Origin of the sequence: Streptomyces sp. NBC_00239 (genome assembly GCF_036194065.1) — a bacterium.
Lineage (GTDB): Bacteria > Actinomycetota > Actinomycetes > Streptomycetales > Streptomycetaceae > Streptomyces.
In genome coordinates this window covers 6,187,268-6,202,153 of the sequence record NZ_CP108095.1, presented here as the reverse complement: position 1 = coordinate 6,202,153, position 14,886 = coordinate 6,187,268, and the positions used below count along the sequence as shown (strand labels likewise).

Below are 14,886 nucleotides of genomic sequence, written 5' to 3'. Positions count from 1 at the left end.
AATCGGCATGCGGTCCGATAATCACCTTGTGGAGCCGACGAGTTGTCGGGCCGACAGGGGGGATTGCCGGCGTCCGTGACCCGCCGGTGATGTTCTTGACACAAGGCGGCCGGTAGCGTCCCGCCATATGGACAATCAGGGCGGCGGCATCACGGTTCAGCGGGCACTGGAGCTGCCGGGACTGCGCAGCGGGCTCCCGGAGGTCGTGGCGGGCGCGGACCGCCTGGGGCGGAACGTGCGCTGGGTGCACGCGGGCGAGGTCCCGAACATCGCGTCCCTGCTCAAGGGCGGCGAACTGCTGCTGACCACCGGCCTGGGCCTGGGCACCCGGCCGGCCGAGCAGCGGGCGTTCGTCCGCCGGCTCGCCGACCGCGGGATCGCGGCCCTGGTCGTCGAGCTCGGCCCGCGCTTCACCCGGCTGCCGGCCACGATCGTCGAGACCGCCCGGGCGGCCGGCCTCCCGCTGGTCCAGCTGCACCGCGAGGTGCCGTTCGTGGCGGTCACCGAGGAGATCCACACCGAGATCGTCAACGGGCACTACGCGCTGCTCCAGCGGGCCGAGGAGGTCCACCGGCGCTGCACCGAGGCCCTCCTGGGCGGCGGCGGGATCCCGCAAGTCCTGCGCATCCTCGCCGACTTCACGGCCAACCCGGTGTTCCTGGAGACCCCGGACGGGCAGCTGCTGTACGCGGCCGCGGGCGGCGGCGACGAGGTCGGCGCCGACCCGCTGCAGATCTGGGAGGGGCTGCGCGGCCAGCGCGAGGCCCGCGCCGAGGGCCCGCCGGCCAACGCGGTCCTCGTCGACGTCCCGGGCGGCGGCCACGGCACCGGCTCGGTGCGGGCCCGCCTGGTGCTGCTGGGGGTCTCCGCGCCGCTGCTGCCCGTCCACCGGATCGCGGCCGAACGCGCGGCGAGCGTGCTCGCCGTCGTCCTGATGCAGGCGCGGCAGGAGGAGGAGCTCGCGGCGCGCGGCCGCGGCGACTTCCTGACCGATCTCGCCGAGGGCCGGATCGCGGCGGACGACGCCCCGGCGCAGGCCCGCGTGCTCGGCTTCCGGCCCGGCGAGGGCCCGCTGCTCCCGGTGGTCATGCGGCTCTCCTCGGACCTCGGACCGTCCGGCAACTGGGCGGTGCTGGTCCGCGCCGTGCTGGAGGAGCTGGCCTCGGTGGGCGTGCCGGTGCTGCTCGGCGTACGGCCGGTCGAGGGCCGGGTCCCGCTGCTGCTGGCGCTGCGCTCGGAGAGCGAGCGGGCGGCCGTAGCGGACCGGGTCGCGGGGGCCCTGCGGGCCGGCGTGGAGCGGGCCGGCCTGGACCGAGCGGGCGCCGGCCAGCCGGTGGTCGTCGTGGGTGTGGCCGGCGGCTGGGCGGCCGCCTCGGCCGGGCTGCGGCATGCGGCCGAGACCGCGACCGCCGCCCAGGGACTGCCCGCTCGCCCCTGGTACGACGCGCGCCGCCTCGACATCGACCTGCTGCTGTGGCGGCTGCGCGAACACCCGGACCTCGCCGCGTACGTGGAGCGCGCGATCGGCCCGCTGCGCACCCACGACCTGACGTCCCGTCCGGCGCTGCTGCCCACCCTGGAGACGTACCTGGCCCACGCGGGCCGCAAGGCGGAGACCGCCCGCGAACTGCACCTGAACCGGCAGACGCTGTACAACCGGCTGGCCCGGATCTCGGAGCTGCTGGGCACCGACCTGGACGACCCGGAGACGGTCCTCTCCCTCAGCCTCGCCCTGCGCGCCCGCCGCCACACGAGCTGACGGCGGTGGGCCGCCGCGGCGACCCCGGCACCAGGCCGCCGGTCGGCGTCGTGCCAGACCCTCACCACCCGGCCACCCCCACCGGCCATGCAACGCCGGGGGCCCCTCAGCCCCGCCTGGGGTCCCCCGGACGGAGTCTGGGGGAGTTTGAGGCGACACCCCCAGCCCCGCCGGCGCTTGAGGCGACACCCCCAGCCCCGCCGGCGCTTGAGGCGACACCCCCAGCCCCGCCGGCGTTTGAGGCGACACCCCCAGCCCCGCCGGCGTTTGAGGCGACACGCCCAGCCCCGCCGGCGTTTGAGGCGACACGCCCAGCCCCGCCGGCGTTTGAGGCGACACGCCCAGCCCCGCCGGCGTTTGAGGCGACACGCCCAGCCCCGCCGGCGTTTGAGGCGACACGCCCAGCCCCGCCGGCGTTTGAGGCGACACGCCCAGCCCCGCCGGCGTTTGAGGCGACACGCCCAGCCCCGCCGGCGTTTGAGGCGCGGGTCCGGGCGGAGCCCGGTGCCCGGCGGAGCCGGGTTGCTCCCCGCCGGACCCGAGACCGCTCAGCGCGCCCGTTCCGCCAGTTCGTCGTAGACGGACAGCACCTGCGCCACCGTGTCGTCCTCACTCGGCCACGTTGCCGCCTGCACCGGCCCCGCAACCGCAAGCTCCGCACACCGCTCCGGCGAGCCCAACAACCCCGCCACCGCGCCCCCGAGCGCCCCCGCGTCCCCGTACGGCACCAGCAGCGCCGCGTCGCCCACCAGTTCCGGTACGCCGCCCACCGCCGTCGCCACCAGCGGCACGCCCAGCCGCAGCGCCTCCTGCGCCAGCAGCGAGCGGGCCTCCCAGCGGCTGGGCAGCACCGCCACGTCCGCCGCCGCCAGCAGCTCCGCCACGTCCTCGCGCCGCCCAAGCAGCCGTACCGGAAGCCGTTCGGCCTCGATCCGCCGGGCCAGCGCCGCCCGTTGCGGCCCCTCCCCCGCGATCACCAGCAGCGGTACGGGATCCAGCGCCCGCCACGCCCGCGCCGCGTCCAGCAGCACCGAGTAGCCGCGCCGCGGCACCAGGCTGCCCACCGCGATCACCAGCGGCCGGTCCACCGCCCCGAGGTCGGCCCGCGCCTTGGAGTCCCGGCCGCGCGCCACCGGACGGTGCGCGGCCGGCACGGTCACGGGGGCGAGCCGGGCGTCGCGCGCGCCGCGCAGCCGCGCCCGGTCCACCTGGTCGGAGGAGGTGCCCAGCACCACCGCGGCCGCCCGCGCCACCCGCCGCTCCAGCATCCGGGTGAGCTGCCCCAGCGGGCCTTCGGCGGCGGGGCCGGCGTGCCAGGTCACCACGAGGGGAGCCGGCCGGCCGCGCAGCGCCAGTGCCGCCCGCATCCCGGCGTGCAGGCCGTGCGCGTGGACGATGTCCGCCCCGGCGCACGCGGCGCGCAGGGCGCTCACGGCGGCCGGGGTGAACTGTGCGCCCGCGCCGGTGAAGTCGTACTCCCCCTCGGCCTCGGCGGGCGCGCACACGGTCACCCGTACGCCCCGGGCGGCCAGCCCGGTCGCGAGCGAGCGCACGTGCGCGCTGGAGCCCGCGCTGCCGCCGCCGAGCACCTGGACGGTGCGCAACGGAGTGCGCCCGTAAGGCAGTACCGGTGTGCTGCTCACGTGCCGGAGCTCCTGGGGGAGGAAGGAAGAAGAGACGGGCTCAGGATGCCAGCCCGTACGCGCGTTCCGCGGCCGTCCGGGTGCGGATCCCGTACGGGATCGCGCCACCCCCCTCCAGGGATCACCCACATGGGCGACACACGGCCCCGGCGCGCCGCGTCACGCATCCGCGGTGACCCGCCGGCGCGTCACGCGGCCGGGCGTCATGCCTCCACGAGGCACACGCCCACGAGGCACACGCCCACGAAACCCACGCCCACGGAGCACAGGCCCCCGAGGCACACGCCCACGGAGGACGCATCCGCGAGCCACGCGTCCGCGCGGTTCACACGTCCGCCCGCGCCGCGGCGAGCAGTTCCTCGGCGTGCGCCCGGGCCGTCTGCGAGTCCTCCTGGCCGGCCAGCATCCGGGACAGCTCCCGCACCCGGTCCTCGCCCTCCAGGACGGTGACCCCGCTGCGGGTCACGGACCCGTCGTTGGTCTTCTCGACGAGCAGCTGCCGGTCGGCGAAGGCGGCCACCTGCGGCAGGTGCGTGACGACGACGACCTGCGCGGACTTGGCCAGTTTGGCCAGCCGCCGGCCGACCTCGACCGCCGCCTTGCCTCCGACGCCCGCGTCCACCTCGTCGAAGAGGTACGTCGGCACCGGGTCGGAACCCGCGAACACCACCTCGACGGCCAGCATGACCCGGGACAGCTCACCGCCGGAGGCGCCCTTGGCGATCGGACGCGGCTGCGCGCCGGGATGCGGGGCCAGCAGCAGCTCCACCTCGTCCGCACCGGTGGGCCCGCAGGCGACCGGGCGGCCGCCGACCTCGACCCCGTCGGCCGGGTCCTCGACGGCCGTCTGGCGGATGTCGATGGTGACCCGGGCGTGCGGCATCGCCAGCGAGGCGAGTTCGGCGGTGACGGCCGCGGCGAACTGCTCGGCGGCCGCGGTCCGCGCGTCCGTCAGCGCCTGCGCGAGACCGGAGAGTTCGGCCCGCAGGCCGTCCCGCTCGGCGGTCAGCTCGGCGATCCGGTCGTCGTCGCCGTCGAGTTCGGTCAGCCGGCCGGCGCCCTCCTCGGCCCAGGCCAGCACCCCTGCGATGCCCCGGCCGTCGGCGCCGTACTTGCGGGTGAGCTGGGTCAGCGCGGCCCGCCTCTCCTCCACCGCTGCCAGCCGCAGCGGGTCCGCGTCCAGGTCGTCGGCGTATCCGGCCAGCTCCCCGGCGACGTCGGCGAGCAGGATGCCGAGCTCGCCGATCCGCTCGGCCAGCGCCCCGAGCGCCGGGTCGTGGGACCGTACGCTCTCCAGCGCCCGGTGCGCCCCGGCGACCAGCGTGTTCGCGTCGACGCCCTCCGGGTCCTCGGGGTTGCCCGCGAGCGCGGCGTGCGCGAGCGCGGCGGCCGAGGCCAGGGACTCGGCGTGGCCGAGCCGCTCGGCCTCCGCGGCCAGCTCGGTGTCCTCGCCGGCCCGCGGCTCGACCGCGGCGATCTCGTCGAGCCCGAAGCGCAGCAGGTCGGCTTCCTGGGCCCGCTCGCGGGCCCGGGTGGTGAGGGTGTCGAGTTCGGTGGCGGCGGCCCGCAGCCGGCGGTACGCGGCCGCGTACTTCTCCAGCGGCACGGCGACGGCGTCCCCGGCGTACCGGTCGAGCGCCTGCCGCTGCCGGGCGGGCCGCAGCAGCCCCTGCTGGTCGGTCTGGCCGTGCACGGCCACCAGGTCGTCGGCGAGCTCGCCGAGCAGGCCGACGGGCACCGAGCGGCCGCCGAGGAAGGCGCGCGAGCGGCCCTCGGCGGAGACGGTGCGGCTGATCAGCAGCGCGCCGCCCTCGTCCAGCTCGGCACCGGCCTCCTCGGCCCGCAGCGCGGCGGGCGCGTCCGGGCGCATGACGAGGCGGCCCTCGACCACGGCGGCCTTGGCCCCGATCCGGACCAGGGCGGGGTCCGCGCGGCCGCCGAGCAGCAGGCCGAGGCTGGTGACGACCATCGTCTTGCCCGCGCCGGTCTCACCGGTCACCGCGGTGAAACCGGGCGACAGCTCGACCACCGCGTCGTCGATGACCCCGAGCGACCGTATCCGCATCTCCTCAAGCACGTCCCAGACCTTACCGAGATTTGCCGGGTGCCATGCGCCCCCGCCGCATCACCCGTCACCGAACGGGCGGAACCACCCGCCCGCGGTGACCGGGCCCGCTCCCGGTCGCCGGAAGGGGCCCGGCACGATCCGCCCACGGTGGGACGGCCCGTGGGACGGTCCTTAGGGACGTACTAGTGGGGCGCGCCGCGCCAGCCGGAGACCGGCAGCGCGAACTTCGCGACCAGGCGGTCCGTGAAGGACGCGTGGTGCAGCCGGGCCAGCCGGACCGGGACGGCGCCCCGGCGGACCTCCACCCTGGCCCCCGCGGGCAGCTCCAGGGTGCGGCGCCCGTCGCACCACAGCACCCCGTGCGGGGTGCCCGTCTGGACCTCGACGGCCAGGACCGACGTGGGCGAGGTCACCAGCGGCTTCGCGAACAGCGCGTGCGCGCTGATCGGGACCATCAGCAGCGCCTCGACCTCCGGCCAGACCACCGGGCCGCCTGCCGAGAACGCGTACGCCGTGGAGCCGGTCGGCGTGGCGCAGACGATGCCGTCGCAGCCGAAGCCGGTCACCGGCCGCCCGTCGATCTCCAGGACCACCTCGAGCATCCGCTCGGGGGACACCTTCTGCACCGCGGCCTCGTTCAGCGCCCAGTCGGTGTGGACCACGTCGCCGTTCGTGCGCACCACCACGTCGAGGGTCATCCGCTCCTCGACCTCGTACGCCTTGGTGACCACCCGGTCGACGACCCTGTCGAGGTCGTCGCGCTCGGCCTCGGCGAGGAAGCCGACCCGGCCGAGGTTCACCCCGAGCATCGGGACTCCCGAGCTCCGGGCGAATTCGGCGCCGCGCAGCAGCGTGCCGTCGCCGCCGAGCACGATGAGCAGCTCACAGCCGTCGAGCACGCCCGGCTTCGCCTCGGACACCAGCTCGACGGAGTCGGGCAGCGGCAGGTCCGCCGCCTCGTGCTCCAGGACCCGTACCCCCAGGCCGCTGCGCAGCAGCCCCTTGACGACGAGCTCCGCACTGCGGATCGCGGCCGGCCGGCCGGTGTGCGCGAGCAGGAATACAGTCCGCGTCGTTGCGGAATCTGCTGTTTCAGTTGTCACCGCGGCCCCTCCGCCACTGCACGGTCAACTTCCGCCGGGTCGAGTTCCGGTGCCCCCGCCCGCATCCACAGAAAGTACTCGACGTTCCCCGAGGGCCCCGGCAGCGGGCTGGCGGTCACTCCGAGCACGCCCAGCCCCAGCCCCCACGCCTGCCGCGCCACGTCCCGTACGGCCTCCGCGCGCAGTTCGGGGCTGCGGACCACGCCGCCGCTGCCGAGCCGCTCCTTGCCCACCTCGAACTGCGGCTTGACCATCAGGACCAGGTCGGCGCCGGGCGCCGTGCAGCGCACCAGGGCCGGCAGCACCAGGCCGATGGAGATGAAGGACAGGTCGCCGACGACGAGGTCGACCGGCACCCCGTCGATCTGTTCCACCGTCAGCTCGCGCACGTTGGTGCGGTCCTTCACGGTGACCCGCTCGTCGCTCTGCAGCGACCAGGCCAGCTGCCCGTAGCCGACGTCCACCGCGACCACGTGCGAGACGCCGGCGCGCAGCAGCACGTCGGTGAAGCCGCCGGTCGAGGCGCCCGCGTCGAGTGCGCGCCGGCCCGCCACCCGGAGGCCCTGCGGGGTGAAGGCGGCCAGGGCCCCGGCGAGCTTGTGGCCGCCGCGCGAGACGTAGTCGGGGTCGTTGTCGTCGGCGAGGACGACGAGCGCGGCGCTCGTCTCGACCTGGGTGGCGGGCTTGGTCGCGGTCGCGCCGCCGACGGTGACCCGCTTCGCGGCGATCAGCTGCGCCGCGTGCTCCCGCGAACGGGCCATCTTGCGGCGCACCAGTTCGGCGTCCAGTCGGCGGCGTGCCACTCCTGCCACGTTCGGTTCAGCTCCTGTTTTCGTACGGATCGGATGCGGGGTCCGCGTCGAGCGCGGTCAGCGCGTCGCGCAGTCCCCTGTGCACATCCTCGTACACCGCGACGTGGCCGTCCGCCGGGAGGTGGTCCGCGTCGGCCAGCCGTTCCAGCAGGGCGTCGGTCTCGGGCCGTCCGGTGGGGGTGCGCGGCACCCCGATCGGGGCGGACGCCGCGGGCCCGGCCGCGGGCTCGTCGAGGGGCCCGTCCGCCGCCGTCCCGACGGCTCCGCCGCCGTGGCCGGGCGCGTCGGGGCCGGTCACGGCGGGCATCAAGTCGGTCATGCCCAGACGCTACCCCGAAGCGCCCCCGGCCCGCGGCACGGCGTCGGGCCGCCGGCCACCCCGCCCTGCCGTACGTACGCACCCGCCCTACGCGGTCCACGGCCCTCCGGACGGCCGGCGGCGCCCTGCGGTACGGTCGGCACCACCATGGCCACGATCGAACAGTGCCGCGACGCACTCGACAAGCTCGCCGGCAGCATGACCCGAGCCGACGGCGAGGTCCGGGGCGCGCTCGCCCTCGACCGCTCGCTGAGCTGCCACATCACGGACCTGGACACCACGTTCCGGGGGCGCCTGCTGGGCGGCCGGATCCAGGTGGACGCCACCGATCCCGGACCGCCCCGCGACAAGGCGGCGATCCGGCTCGCGATGACCGGCGACGACCTGGTCGCCCTGGTCGGCGGCGAGCTGAACTTCGCGAAGGCGTGGGCCTCCGGCCGGGTCCGGCTGGAGGCCGGCTTCCGCGACCTGATCCGCCTCAGGACGCTGCTGTAGCCGCCGGTTCCTTCCCGGCCGCCGGGCCCTCCTCGGCCGCCGGGCCCTTCCCGGCCGGCTGACCGGCCGCTGCCGCCCGCCCCTTCGCAGCCGCCGCCCCGTTCTTCGGCCGGGCCTGGCGGGCCGCCGGGACCACCAGCGGGGTGCCGGTCTCCGGGTCGTCGATGATCTGGCAGCGCAGCCCGAAGACCTCCTCGACCAGCTCCGCCGTGACGATGTCCGCCGGCGCCCCCTCGGCCACGACCTCGCCGCCGCGCATCGCGATCAGGTGGGTGGCGTAGCGGGCCGCGTGGTTGAGGTCGTGCAGCACCGCCACCAGCGTCCGGCCCTGCTCCTCGTGCAGTTCCGCGCACAGGTCGAGCACGTCGATCTGGTGCTGGATGTCGAGGTACGTGGTCGGCTCGTCGAGCAGCAGCAGCGGGGTCTGCTGGGCGAGGGCCATCGCGATCCACACGCGCTGCCGCTGGCCGCCGGACAGCTCGTCCACGGCCCGGTCGGCGAGTTCGGCGACCCCGGTGGAGGCCATGGACTCCTGCACGATCCGCTCGTCCTCGGGCGACCACTGGCGCAGCAGCCCCTGGTGCGGGTACCGGCCGCGGGCCACGAGGTCGGCGACGGTGATGCCGTCGGGCGCGATCGAGGACTGCGGCAGCAGGCCCAGGGTCTTGGCGACCTTCTTGGCGGGCAGCGAGCCGATGGCCTGCCCGTCGAGGAGGACCCGCCCGGCGGACGGCTTCAGCATCCGCGAGAGGGCGCGCAGCAGCGTGGACTTGCCGCAGGCGTTGGGGCCCACGATGACGGTGAAGGAGTGGTCGGGGATCTCCACCGACAGGTTCTCGGCGATGACCCGCTGGTCGTAGCCGAGGGTGACGTTCTCCGCGCTGAGCCGCTGCACTTCCGTACTCCTTGAATCCTTTGAACCCTGCGGCTGCCCGCCTGAACCCCGCGACTGTCCGCCGGCCGTGTCCCGCGCCATCAGATCCGCCCCGCCTTGCGCTCGGTGACCAGCAGCCAGAGCAGGTACATGCCGCCGACCAGGCCGGTGACCACGCCCACGGGCAGCTGGTCGGCGCCGAAGGCCCGCTGCGCGGCCCAGTCCGACACGAGCAGCAGGACCGCCCCCATCAGGGCGGCGGACAGCGGGTTGGGCCCCGCCGAGCGGGTCAGCCGCCGGGCGAGCTGGGGCGCGGCCAGCGCCACGAAGGCGATCGGGCCGGCCGCGGCGCTCGCCGCGGTGGTCAGCAGGACGGCGGCGAGCATCAGCAGCATCCGGGTCCGCTCGACCTTGATGCCGAGCGCGTACGCCGCGTCGTCGCCCATCTCCATCATCCGCAGTGCCCGGCTCTGGCCGAGGACCAGCGGGAAGAGCACCGCGCAGACCGCCAGCAGCGGCCACACCTGCGCCCAGTCCCGGCCGGCCAGCGAGCCGGTCAGCCACACCGTGGCGCGGGCGGCGTCCACGTACTGCGCCTTGGTCAGCAGGAACTGGATGACGGCCAGCAGCATCGCCGAGCAGCCGATGCCGACGAGCACCATCCGGTATCCGTGGACGCCCTGCTTCCACGACAGCAGGTACACGGCGACGCCGGCGATCAGGCCGCCGACCAGGGCGCCGCCGGCGACCATGGTGGCCCCGGCGTGGAAGAGCACGATCGCGCAGAGCGCGCCCACGGCGGAGCCGTAGCTGAAGCCGAGGATGTCGGGCGAGGCGAGCGGGTTGCGGGCCACGGACTGGAAGACCGAGCCGGACATCCCGAGGGCCGCGCCGACGAGCAGCCCGACCAGGGCCCGCGGCAGCCGCAGGTCGTTGACGATGAACTCGTCCGCCGGGTAGCCGTTGCCCATCATGGTCTTCACCACGTCCAGCGGCGCGATCCGGTAGTCGCCGGTACCGATGAGGACGACGGCGGCCAGCAGGGCGGCGGCGAGCAGCAGCACCCCGGCGGCCAGCGCCCGGGGCTGCACGCGCAGCGATATGCCGCCGGGGGCGCGCAGAGTCCGCGACCGGGGGGTTCCGGCCCGCAGTTTCACGGTCACAGCTGAGCCATCCTCTTGCGGCGTACGAGGTAGATGAAGACGGGCCCGCCGATGAGCGCGGTGACGATGCCCACCTGTAGCTCGGAGGGCCGGGCGACGACCCGGCCGAGCACGTCCGCGCCGAGCAGCAGCACCGGCGAGAGGACCGCCGAGTACGCGAGCACCCAGCGCATGTCGGGCCCGGTGAACAGCCGTGCGAAGTGGGGGATCATCAGCCCGATGAAGACGATCGGTCCGCAGGCGGCGGTCGCGGCGCCGCAGAGCAGGGTGATGGCGACCATCGCCCCGATCCGGGTCCGGGTCAGGTGCGCGCCGAGCGCCCTGGCCGTGTCGTCGCCCATCGCCATCGCGTTGAGCGGCCGGCCCAGGCACAGCGCGAGGACCGCGCCGACGACGATGAAGGGGGCCACCTGCCGGACGGTCTCCATGTTCGCGGAGGCCAGCGATCCGACCGTCCAGAAGCGGAGCTTGTCCAGTGCCTTGCTGTCGAGGAGCTGGACGGCGTTGATGTAGCCGACGAGCGCCGCGCTGGCGGCCGTTCCGGCGAGGGCGAGGCGCACCGGGGTCGCGCTGCGGCTGCCGCCGAGTACGTACACGACGACGGAGACGGTCCCGGCGCCGGCGAAGGCGTACCAGACGAACTCGGTCAGCGTGGAGGCCCCGAGGAAGCTGATCGCGGAGACGACCGCGGCCGCGGCGCCGGCGTTGACCCCGAGGATGCCCGGCTCGGCGAGCGGATTGCGGGTCAGCGCCTGCATCACCGCGCCGGAGAGGCCGAGCGCGACGCCGACGAGCAGACCGAGCAGGGTCCGCGGCACCCGGACATCGTGCACGACCACGTCGCCGACGGTGCCGGTGTAGTGGAACAGGCCGTGCCAGACCTGGTCCAGGGACATGGCGCGGGCGCCGACCGCGACGCTCGCGGTGGCGATCACCGCCAGCACGCAGAGCGCGGCCAACAGGCCCGCGGCCCGCGCCGCATGGCGGGAGCGGGGCGCGGCAGCCGGGACGGCGCTCTGTTCGGATTCGGGGGGACTCTCGACCAACACGGAGGTTAGGCTAACCTATCCTGCCTGTGCGTCGAGAGTCCGGATGATCACCGGGCGGCCGGCACGGTCCCCGCAAGGACGTGACGGTCCCGCAAGCACGTCACAGCCCCAGCCGGGCCAGCGCCTTCCCCGCGTCCAGCGTGCAGGACCCCTCCCCCGCGTACGTCCAGGCAGCCGCGCACAGCGCCCGCAGCCCGTCCATCGCGTCCCCGCCGTCCCCGCCGTCCCCGCTCGGGCCGGCCAGTTCCAGGACCCCGTCCCGCGCCTGCGCCGTCCAGTCCCCGCACCGGAAGCCGGCGCCGGCCGCCGTCACCTCGGGCTGCCCGGTGAGCATGCCCCGCAGGTCGGAGTCCACGTACGTCGGCCGGTGCGGGGGCTCGGCCGTCAGCAGCAGCGCCGCGTCCGTGACACCGGTCAGGACGAGCAGCGAGTCGACGTCCCCGTTGAAGGCGCCCTCGATGTCCGTGTCCAGCCGGTCGCCGACGACCAGCGGCCGCTCGGCCCCGGTCCGCAGGATCGTCTCCCGGTGCATGGGCGGCAACGGCTTCCCCGCGACCTGCGGTTCGGCGCCCGTCGCGATCCGCACCACCTGCACGGCGGCCCCGTTGCCGGGGGCGATGCCCCGCGCGCCGGGGATCGTCAGGTCGGTGTTCGACGCGAACCACGGCACCCCGCGCGCGACCGCGTACGAGGCCTCCGCGAAGCGGCCCCACGGCAGGTCCGGCCCGCCGTAGCCCTGCACCACCGCGGCCGGGTCGTCGTCCGCCGACTCCACCGGCACCAGGCCCCGCTCGCGCAGCGCGACCCGCAGCCCTTCGCCGCCGATCACCAGCACCCTTGCCCCTGCCGGTACCTGATCGGCGATCAGCCGGGCCACCGCCTGCGCCGAGGTGATCACGTCGTCGGCCGCGGTGGGGATGCCCAGCTCGGTCAGGTGCTCGGCGACCGCGCCGGGGGTCCGCAGCGCGTTGTTCGTGACGTACGCGAGGCGCATGCCGTCCGCCCGCGCCGTGCCGAGCGCCGGCACCGCGTGCGCGATCGCCTGCCCGCCCGCGTAGACCACCCCGTCGAGGTCGAGGAGAGCCGTGTCGTACGCCTGGTGGAGGCTGCGTCCACTGCCCGCGGGCCTGGTCCTGCTCTGCCGGCTCATCCCTGTCCGCTCCTCATACGTCATGCGTCCTCGTACGACCGCACCTGACTCAAACCCACTACGCCTGATCGGGTACTTCTCCCCCGATCATCCCGCATCCCGAGACGCGACTTACCATGCATCAATGACCACACCTCGGCCTGCAGAGCAGGGACTGCGCCTGATCCCCTTCCACGGACTGCGCTACGTCCCCGAGCGGGTCGGCAGCCTCGCGGCCGTCACTTCGCCGCCGTACGACGTCGTCGTGCGTCCGGACGGCCTCGACCACCTCGAATCGGCCGACCCGCACAACATCGTCCGGCTGATCCTCCCGCAGGCCGACACCCCCGAGGCCCGCAACGAGCAGGCCGCGCGGACCCTGCGCGACTGGCTCGCCGAGGGCGTCCTCAGCACCGACCGGGAGCCCGCCCTGTACGTGTACGAGCAGCGCAAGGGCGACCTGCTGCAACGCGGCGTGATCGGCGCGCTCGAACTCTCCCCGGCCGACGCCGGCATCGTGCTCCCCCACGAGGACGTGATGCCGCACGTGGTCACCGACCGGGCCGGCCTGATGCGCGCGACCTCGGCCAATCTGGAACCGCTGCTCCTGACCTACCGCGGCGACGGCGGCACGGCTGCGGGCACGGGTGCCGCCGCGGTGATCGAGCGGACCGCGGGACACGAGCCGCTGCTGTCGACGACCACGGAGGACGGCGTCAGCCACCGCCTGTGGTCCGTCACCGTGCCGGCCGACCTCGCGGAGATCACGGCCGACCTGGCCCGCCGCCAGGCCCTGATCGCCGACGGCCACCACCGCTGGGCCACGTACCTGCGCCTGCAGTCCGAGCAGGGCGTCCCGGGCGAGTGGGACTACGGCCTGGTGCTGCTCGTGGACACCGTCCGCTATCCGCTGCAGGTCCGTGCCATCCACCGGATGCTGCGGCAGCTGCCCGTCGCGGACGCGCTGGCCGCGCTGGCGGACTCGTTCCGGATCCGTACGGTGGAGGGCCCGCTGGATCGTGCGATGGCCGAGCTGGGGGCGGCCGCCGACCGGGGCAATGCCTTCCTGCTGACCGGCGACGGCAGCTTCCACTTGGTCACCGACCCGGATCCGGAGCTGATCGAGCGCACGGTACGGCGCGACCGGCCGCAGGCATGGCGGCGCCTGGACGCGACCGTCCTGCACGCCACCCTCCTCGACCACCTGTGGCACATCCCGGACGCCCCCGAGCAGATCACGTACATCCACGACACCGAGGCCACGGTGGAGATGGCGGAGCGGCACGGCGGCACGGCGGTCCTGATGCACCCGGTCCGCGAGGACGTCGTACGGGATCTGGCCCGGCAGGGCGTGACGATGCCCCGCAAGTCCACGTCGTTCGGCCCGAAGCCGGCCACCGGCCTGGTCCTGCGCAGCCTGGGCTGACGGTTCCGGAAACGACGAAGGGCGGTACCCCGTTCGGGGTACCGCCCTTCCTCATGTGTGCGTCAGAGACCGTCAGGCCTTGTCGCCGGCCGGGTTCTCGACGTCGGCGTCGGCTTCGGAGCGCTCGATCGGCTCGTACTCGTCGTCGTCCTCGTCGTAGTACTCGGTCACGTCGCGCGCGGACTCGGCGGCCGCCACCTCGGCGGCGTCCTGCTCGTCCTCGTCCTCGTCCTCGTCGTCCTCATCGTCCTCGTCGACGACGTCTGCATCGGCGGGACGCCGGTCGAGGTCCGCGTCGTCCGCCTCGTCGTCGTCCTCGTCCGCGTCCATCGCGTCGACGAACTCGACCCCGTCGAGCGCGGCGAGCCGGTCGGCGGCGTCAGTGGCGCCGTCCTTGTCGGCTTCGACGGTCTTGGCGAACCACTCGCGCGCCTCGTCCTCCCGCTCGGCGGCGAGGAGGGCGTCGGCGTACGCGTACCGCAGGCGCGCGGTCCACGGCTGCACGGCGCTGGAGGCCAGCTCGGGGCTCTGCAGGGTCACGATGGCGGCGTCGAGCTGCCCCATGTCCCGGCGGGCACCGGCGGCGACGAGCCGCATCTCGACCTGTCCGGCCTTGTCGAGCTTCTGCACCTCGGGCTCGCCGGCCATGGCCAGCGCGCGCTCGGGGCGGCCGAGGCCGCGCTCGCAGTCGGCCATGACGGGCCACAGCTCGACGGAACCGGTCATCCGCTTGGAGGCACGGAACTCGGCGAGCGCCTCGCTGTACTTCTGCGTGGCGTACGCGGCGAAGCCGGCGGCCTCGCGGACGGCTGCGACACGGGAGGCCAGCCGCAGCGCGATGCGCGCGTAGGCGTACGCCTCCTCGGGCTCGTCGTCGATGAGCCGGGCGACCATCACGAGGTTCTTGGAGACCTCTTCGGCCAGACCCTTCGGCAGGCTCAGCAGCTCCTGGCGCACATCGGCGTCGATCTCGTGGCCGGTGACGTCCTCGTCGATCGGGAGCCGCTTGACGGGCTCACGGTCGCTGCGGTCACGGAAGTCCCGGT

13 protein-coding genes are annotated in these 14,886 nt (G+C 74.9%); 3 read left to right on the top strand and 10 right to left on the bottom strand.

The window, feature by feature from the left end; all coding sequences use genetic code 11:
* The first annotated feature begins 127 nt into the window (after nt 1–127).
* Nucleotides 128–1,759, top strand: coding sequence for a PucR family transcriptional regulator (locus tag OG764_RS27270; protein ID WP_328971068.1), 1,632 nt, complete (start codon nt 128–130; stop codon nt 1,757–1,759).
* A 548-nt stretch (nt 1,760–2,307) separates the two neighbouring features.
* On the opposite strand, the gene OG764_RS27265 is transcribed toward OG764_RS27270, so the two are convergent.
* The 5 genes from OG764_RS27265 to OG764_RS27245 all read right to left on the bottom strand — a co-directional run bounded on the left by OG764_RS27265 (nt 2,308) and on the right by OG764_RS27245 (nt 7,704).
* A complete protein-coding gene (locus tag OG764_RS27265) occupies nt 2,308–3,402 on the bottom strand; it encodes a glycosyltransferase family 4 protein (RefSeq protein WP_328971067.1) in 1,095 nt (364 codons plus the stop codon).
* A gap of 325 nt (nt 3,403–3,727) precedes the next feature.
* The gene (gene recN / locus OG764_RS27260; protein ID WP_328973192.1) at nt 3,728–5,467 is read right to left on the bottom strand and encodes a DNA repair protein RecN; all 1,740 of its coding nucleotides are present in this window, start codon (nt 5,465–5,467) and stop codon (nt 3,728–3,730) included.
* 185 nt (nt 5,468–5,652) lie between these two features.
* A complete protein-coding gene (locus OG764_RS27255; protein WP_328971066.1) occupies nt 5,653–6,573 on the bottom strand; it encodes an NAD kinase in 921 nt (306 codons plus the stop codon).
* Nucleotides 6,570–7,385, bottom strand: coding sequence for a TlyA family RNA methyltransferase (locus OG764_RS27250; RefSeq protein ID WP_328971065.1), 816 nt, complete (start codon nt 7,383–7,385; stop codon nt 6,570–6,572). Before OG764_RS27250 ends, OG764_RS27255 begins: the two co-directional genes overlap by 4 nt.
* 7 nt (nt 7,386–7,392) lie before the next feature.
* Nucleotides 7,393–7,704, bottom strand: coding sequence for a hypothetical protein (locus OG764_RS27245; RefSeq protein WP_328971064.1), 312 nt, complete (start codon nt 7,702–7,704; stop codon nt 7,393–7,395).
* Between the two features lie 147 nt (nt 7,705–7,851).
* Here OG764_RS27245 and OG764_RS27240 point away from each other — a divergent pair, with 147 nt between their 5' ends.
* On the top strand, nt 7,852–8,199 hold the full coding sequence (locus OG764_RS27240) for a sterol-binding protein (protein ID WP_328971063.1): 348 nt from the start codon (nt 7,852–7,854) through the stop codon (nt 8,197–8,199).
* Here the strand turns inward: OG764_RS27240 and OG764_RS27235 are convergent.
* The 4 genes from OG764_RS27235 to OG764_RS27220 form a co-directional block, all read right to left on the bottom strand.
* Nucleotides 8,183–9,094, bottom strand: coding sequence for an ABC transporter ATP-binding protein (locus OG764_RS27235; protein ID WP_443056064.1), 912 nt, complete (start codon nt 9,092–9,094; stop codon nt 8,183–8,185). The two genes, OG764_RS27240 and OG764_RS27235, sit on opposite strands and share 17 nt — an antisense overlap.
* 80 nt (nt 9,095–9,174) lie before the next feature.
* On the bottom strand, nt 9,175–10,236 hold the full coding sequence (locus OG764_RS27230) for a FecCD family ABC transporter permease (RefSeq protein ID WP_328971061.1): 1,062 nt from the start codon (nt 10,234–10,236) through the stop codon (nt 9,175–9,177).
* Nucleotides 10,233–11,285: a FecCD family ABC transporter permease gene (locus tag OG764_RS27225; RefSeq protein ID WP_328971060.1), complete on the bottom strand. Its 1,053-nt coding sequence runs from the start codon at nt 11,283–11,285 to the stop codon at nt 10,233–10,235. Before OG764_RS27225 ends, OG764_RS27230 begins: the two co-directional genes overlap by 4 nt.
* A gap of 100 nt (nt 11,286–11,385) precedes the next feature.
* Nucleotides 11,386–12,435 carry an HAD hydrolase-like protein gene (locus OG764_RS27220; RefSeq protein ID WP_328971059.1) on the bottom strand — a complete coding sequence of 350 codons (1,050 nt, stop codon included), beginning with the start codon at nt 12,433–12,435 and terminating at the stop codon, nt 11,386–11,388.
* Between the two features lie 124 nt (nt 12,436–12,559).
* Here OG764_RS27220 and OG764_RS27215 point away from each other — a divergent pair, with 124 nt between their 5' ends.
* Entirely contained in the window at nt 12,560–13,840 is a 1,281-nt protein-coding gene (locus OG764_RS27215; RefSeq protein ID WP_328971058.1) for a DUF1015 domain-containing protein, read from the top strand.
* A 72-nt stretch (nt 13,841–13,912) separates the two neighbouring features.
* Here the strand turns inward: OG764_RS27215 and OG764_RS27210 are convergent, their stop codons facing one another.
* Nucleotides 13,913–14,797 carry a hypothetical protein gene (locus OG764_RS27210; protein WP_328973191.1) on the bottom strand — a complete coding sequence of 295 codons (885 nt, stop codon included), beginning with the start codon at nt 14,795–14,797 and terminating at the stop codon, nt 13,913–13,915.
* Nucleotides 14,798–14,886: the final 89 nt, after the last annotated feature.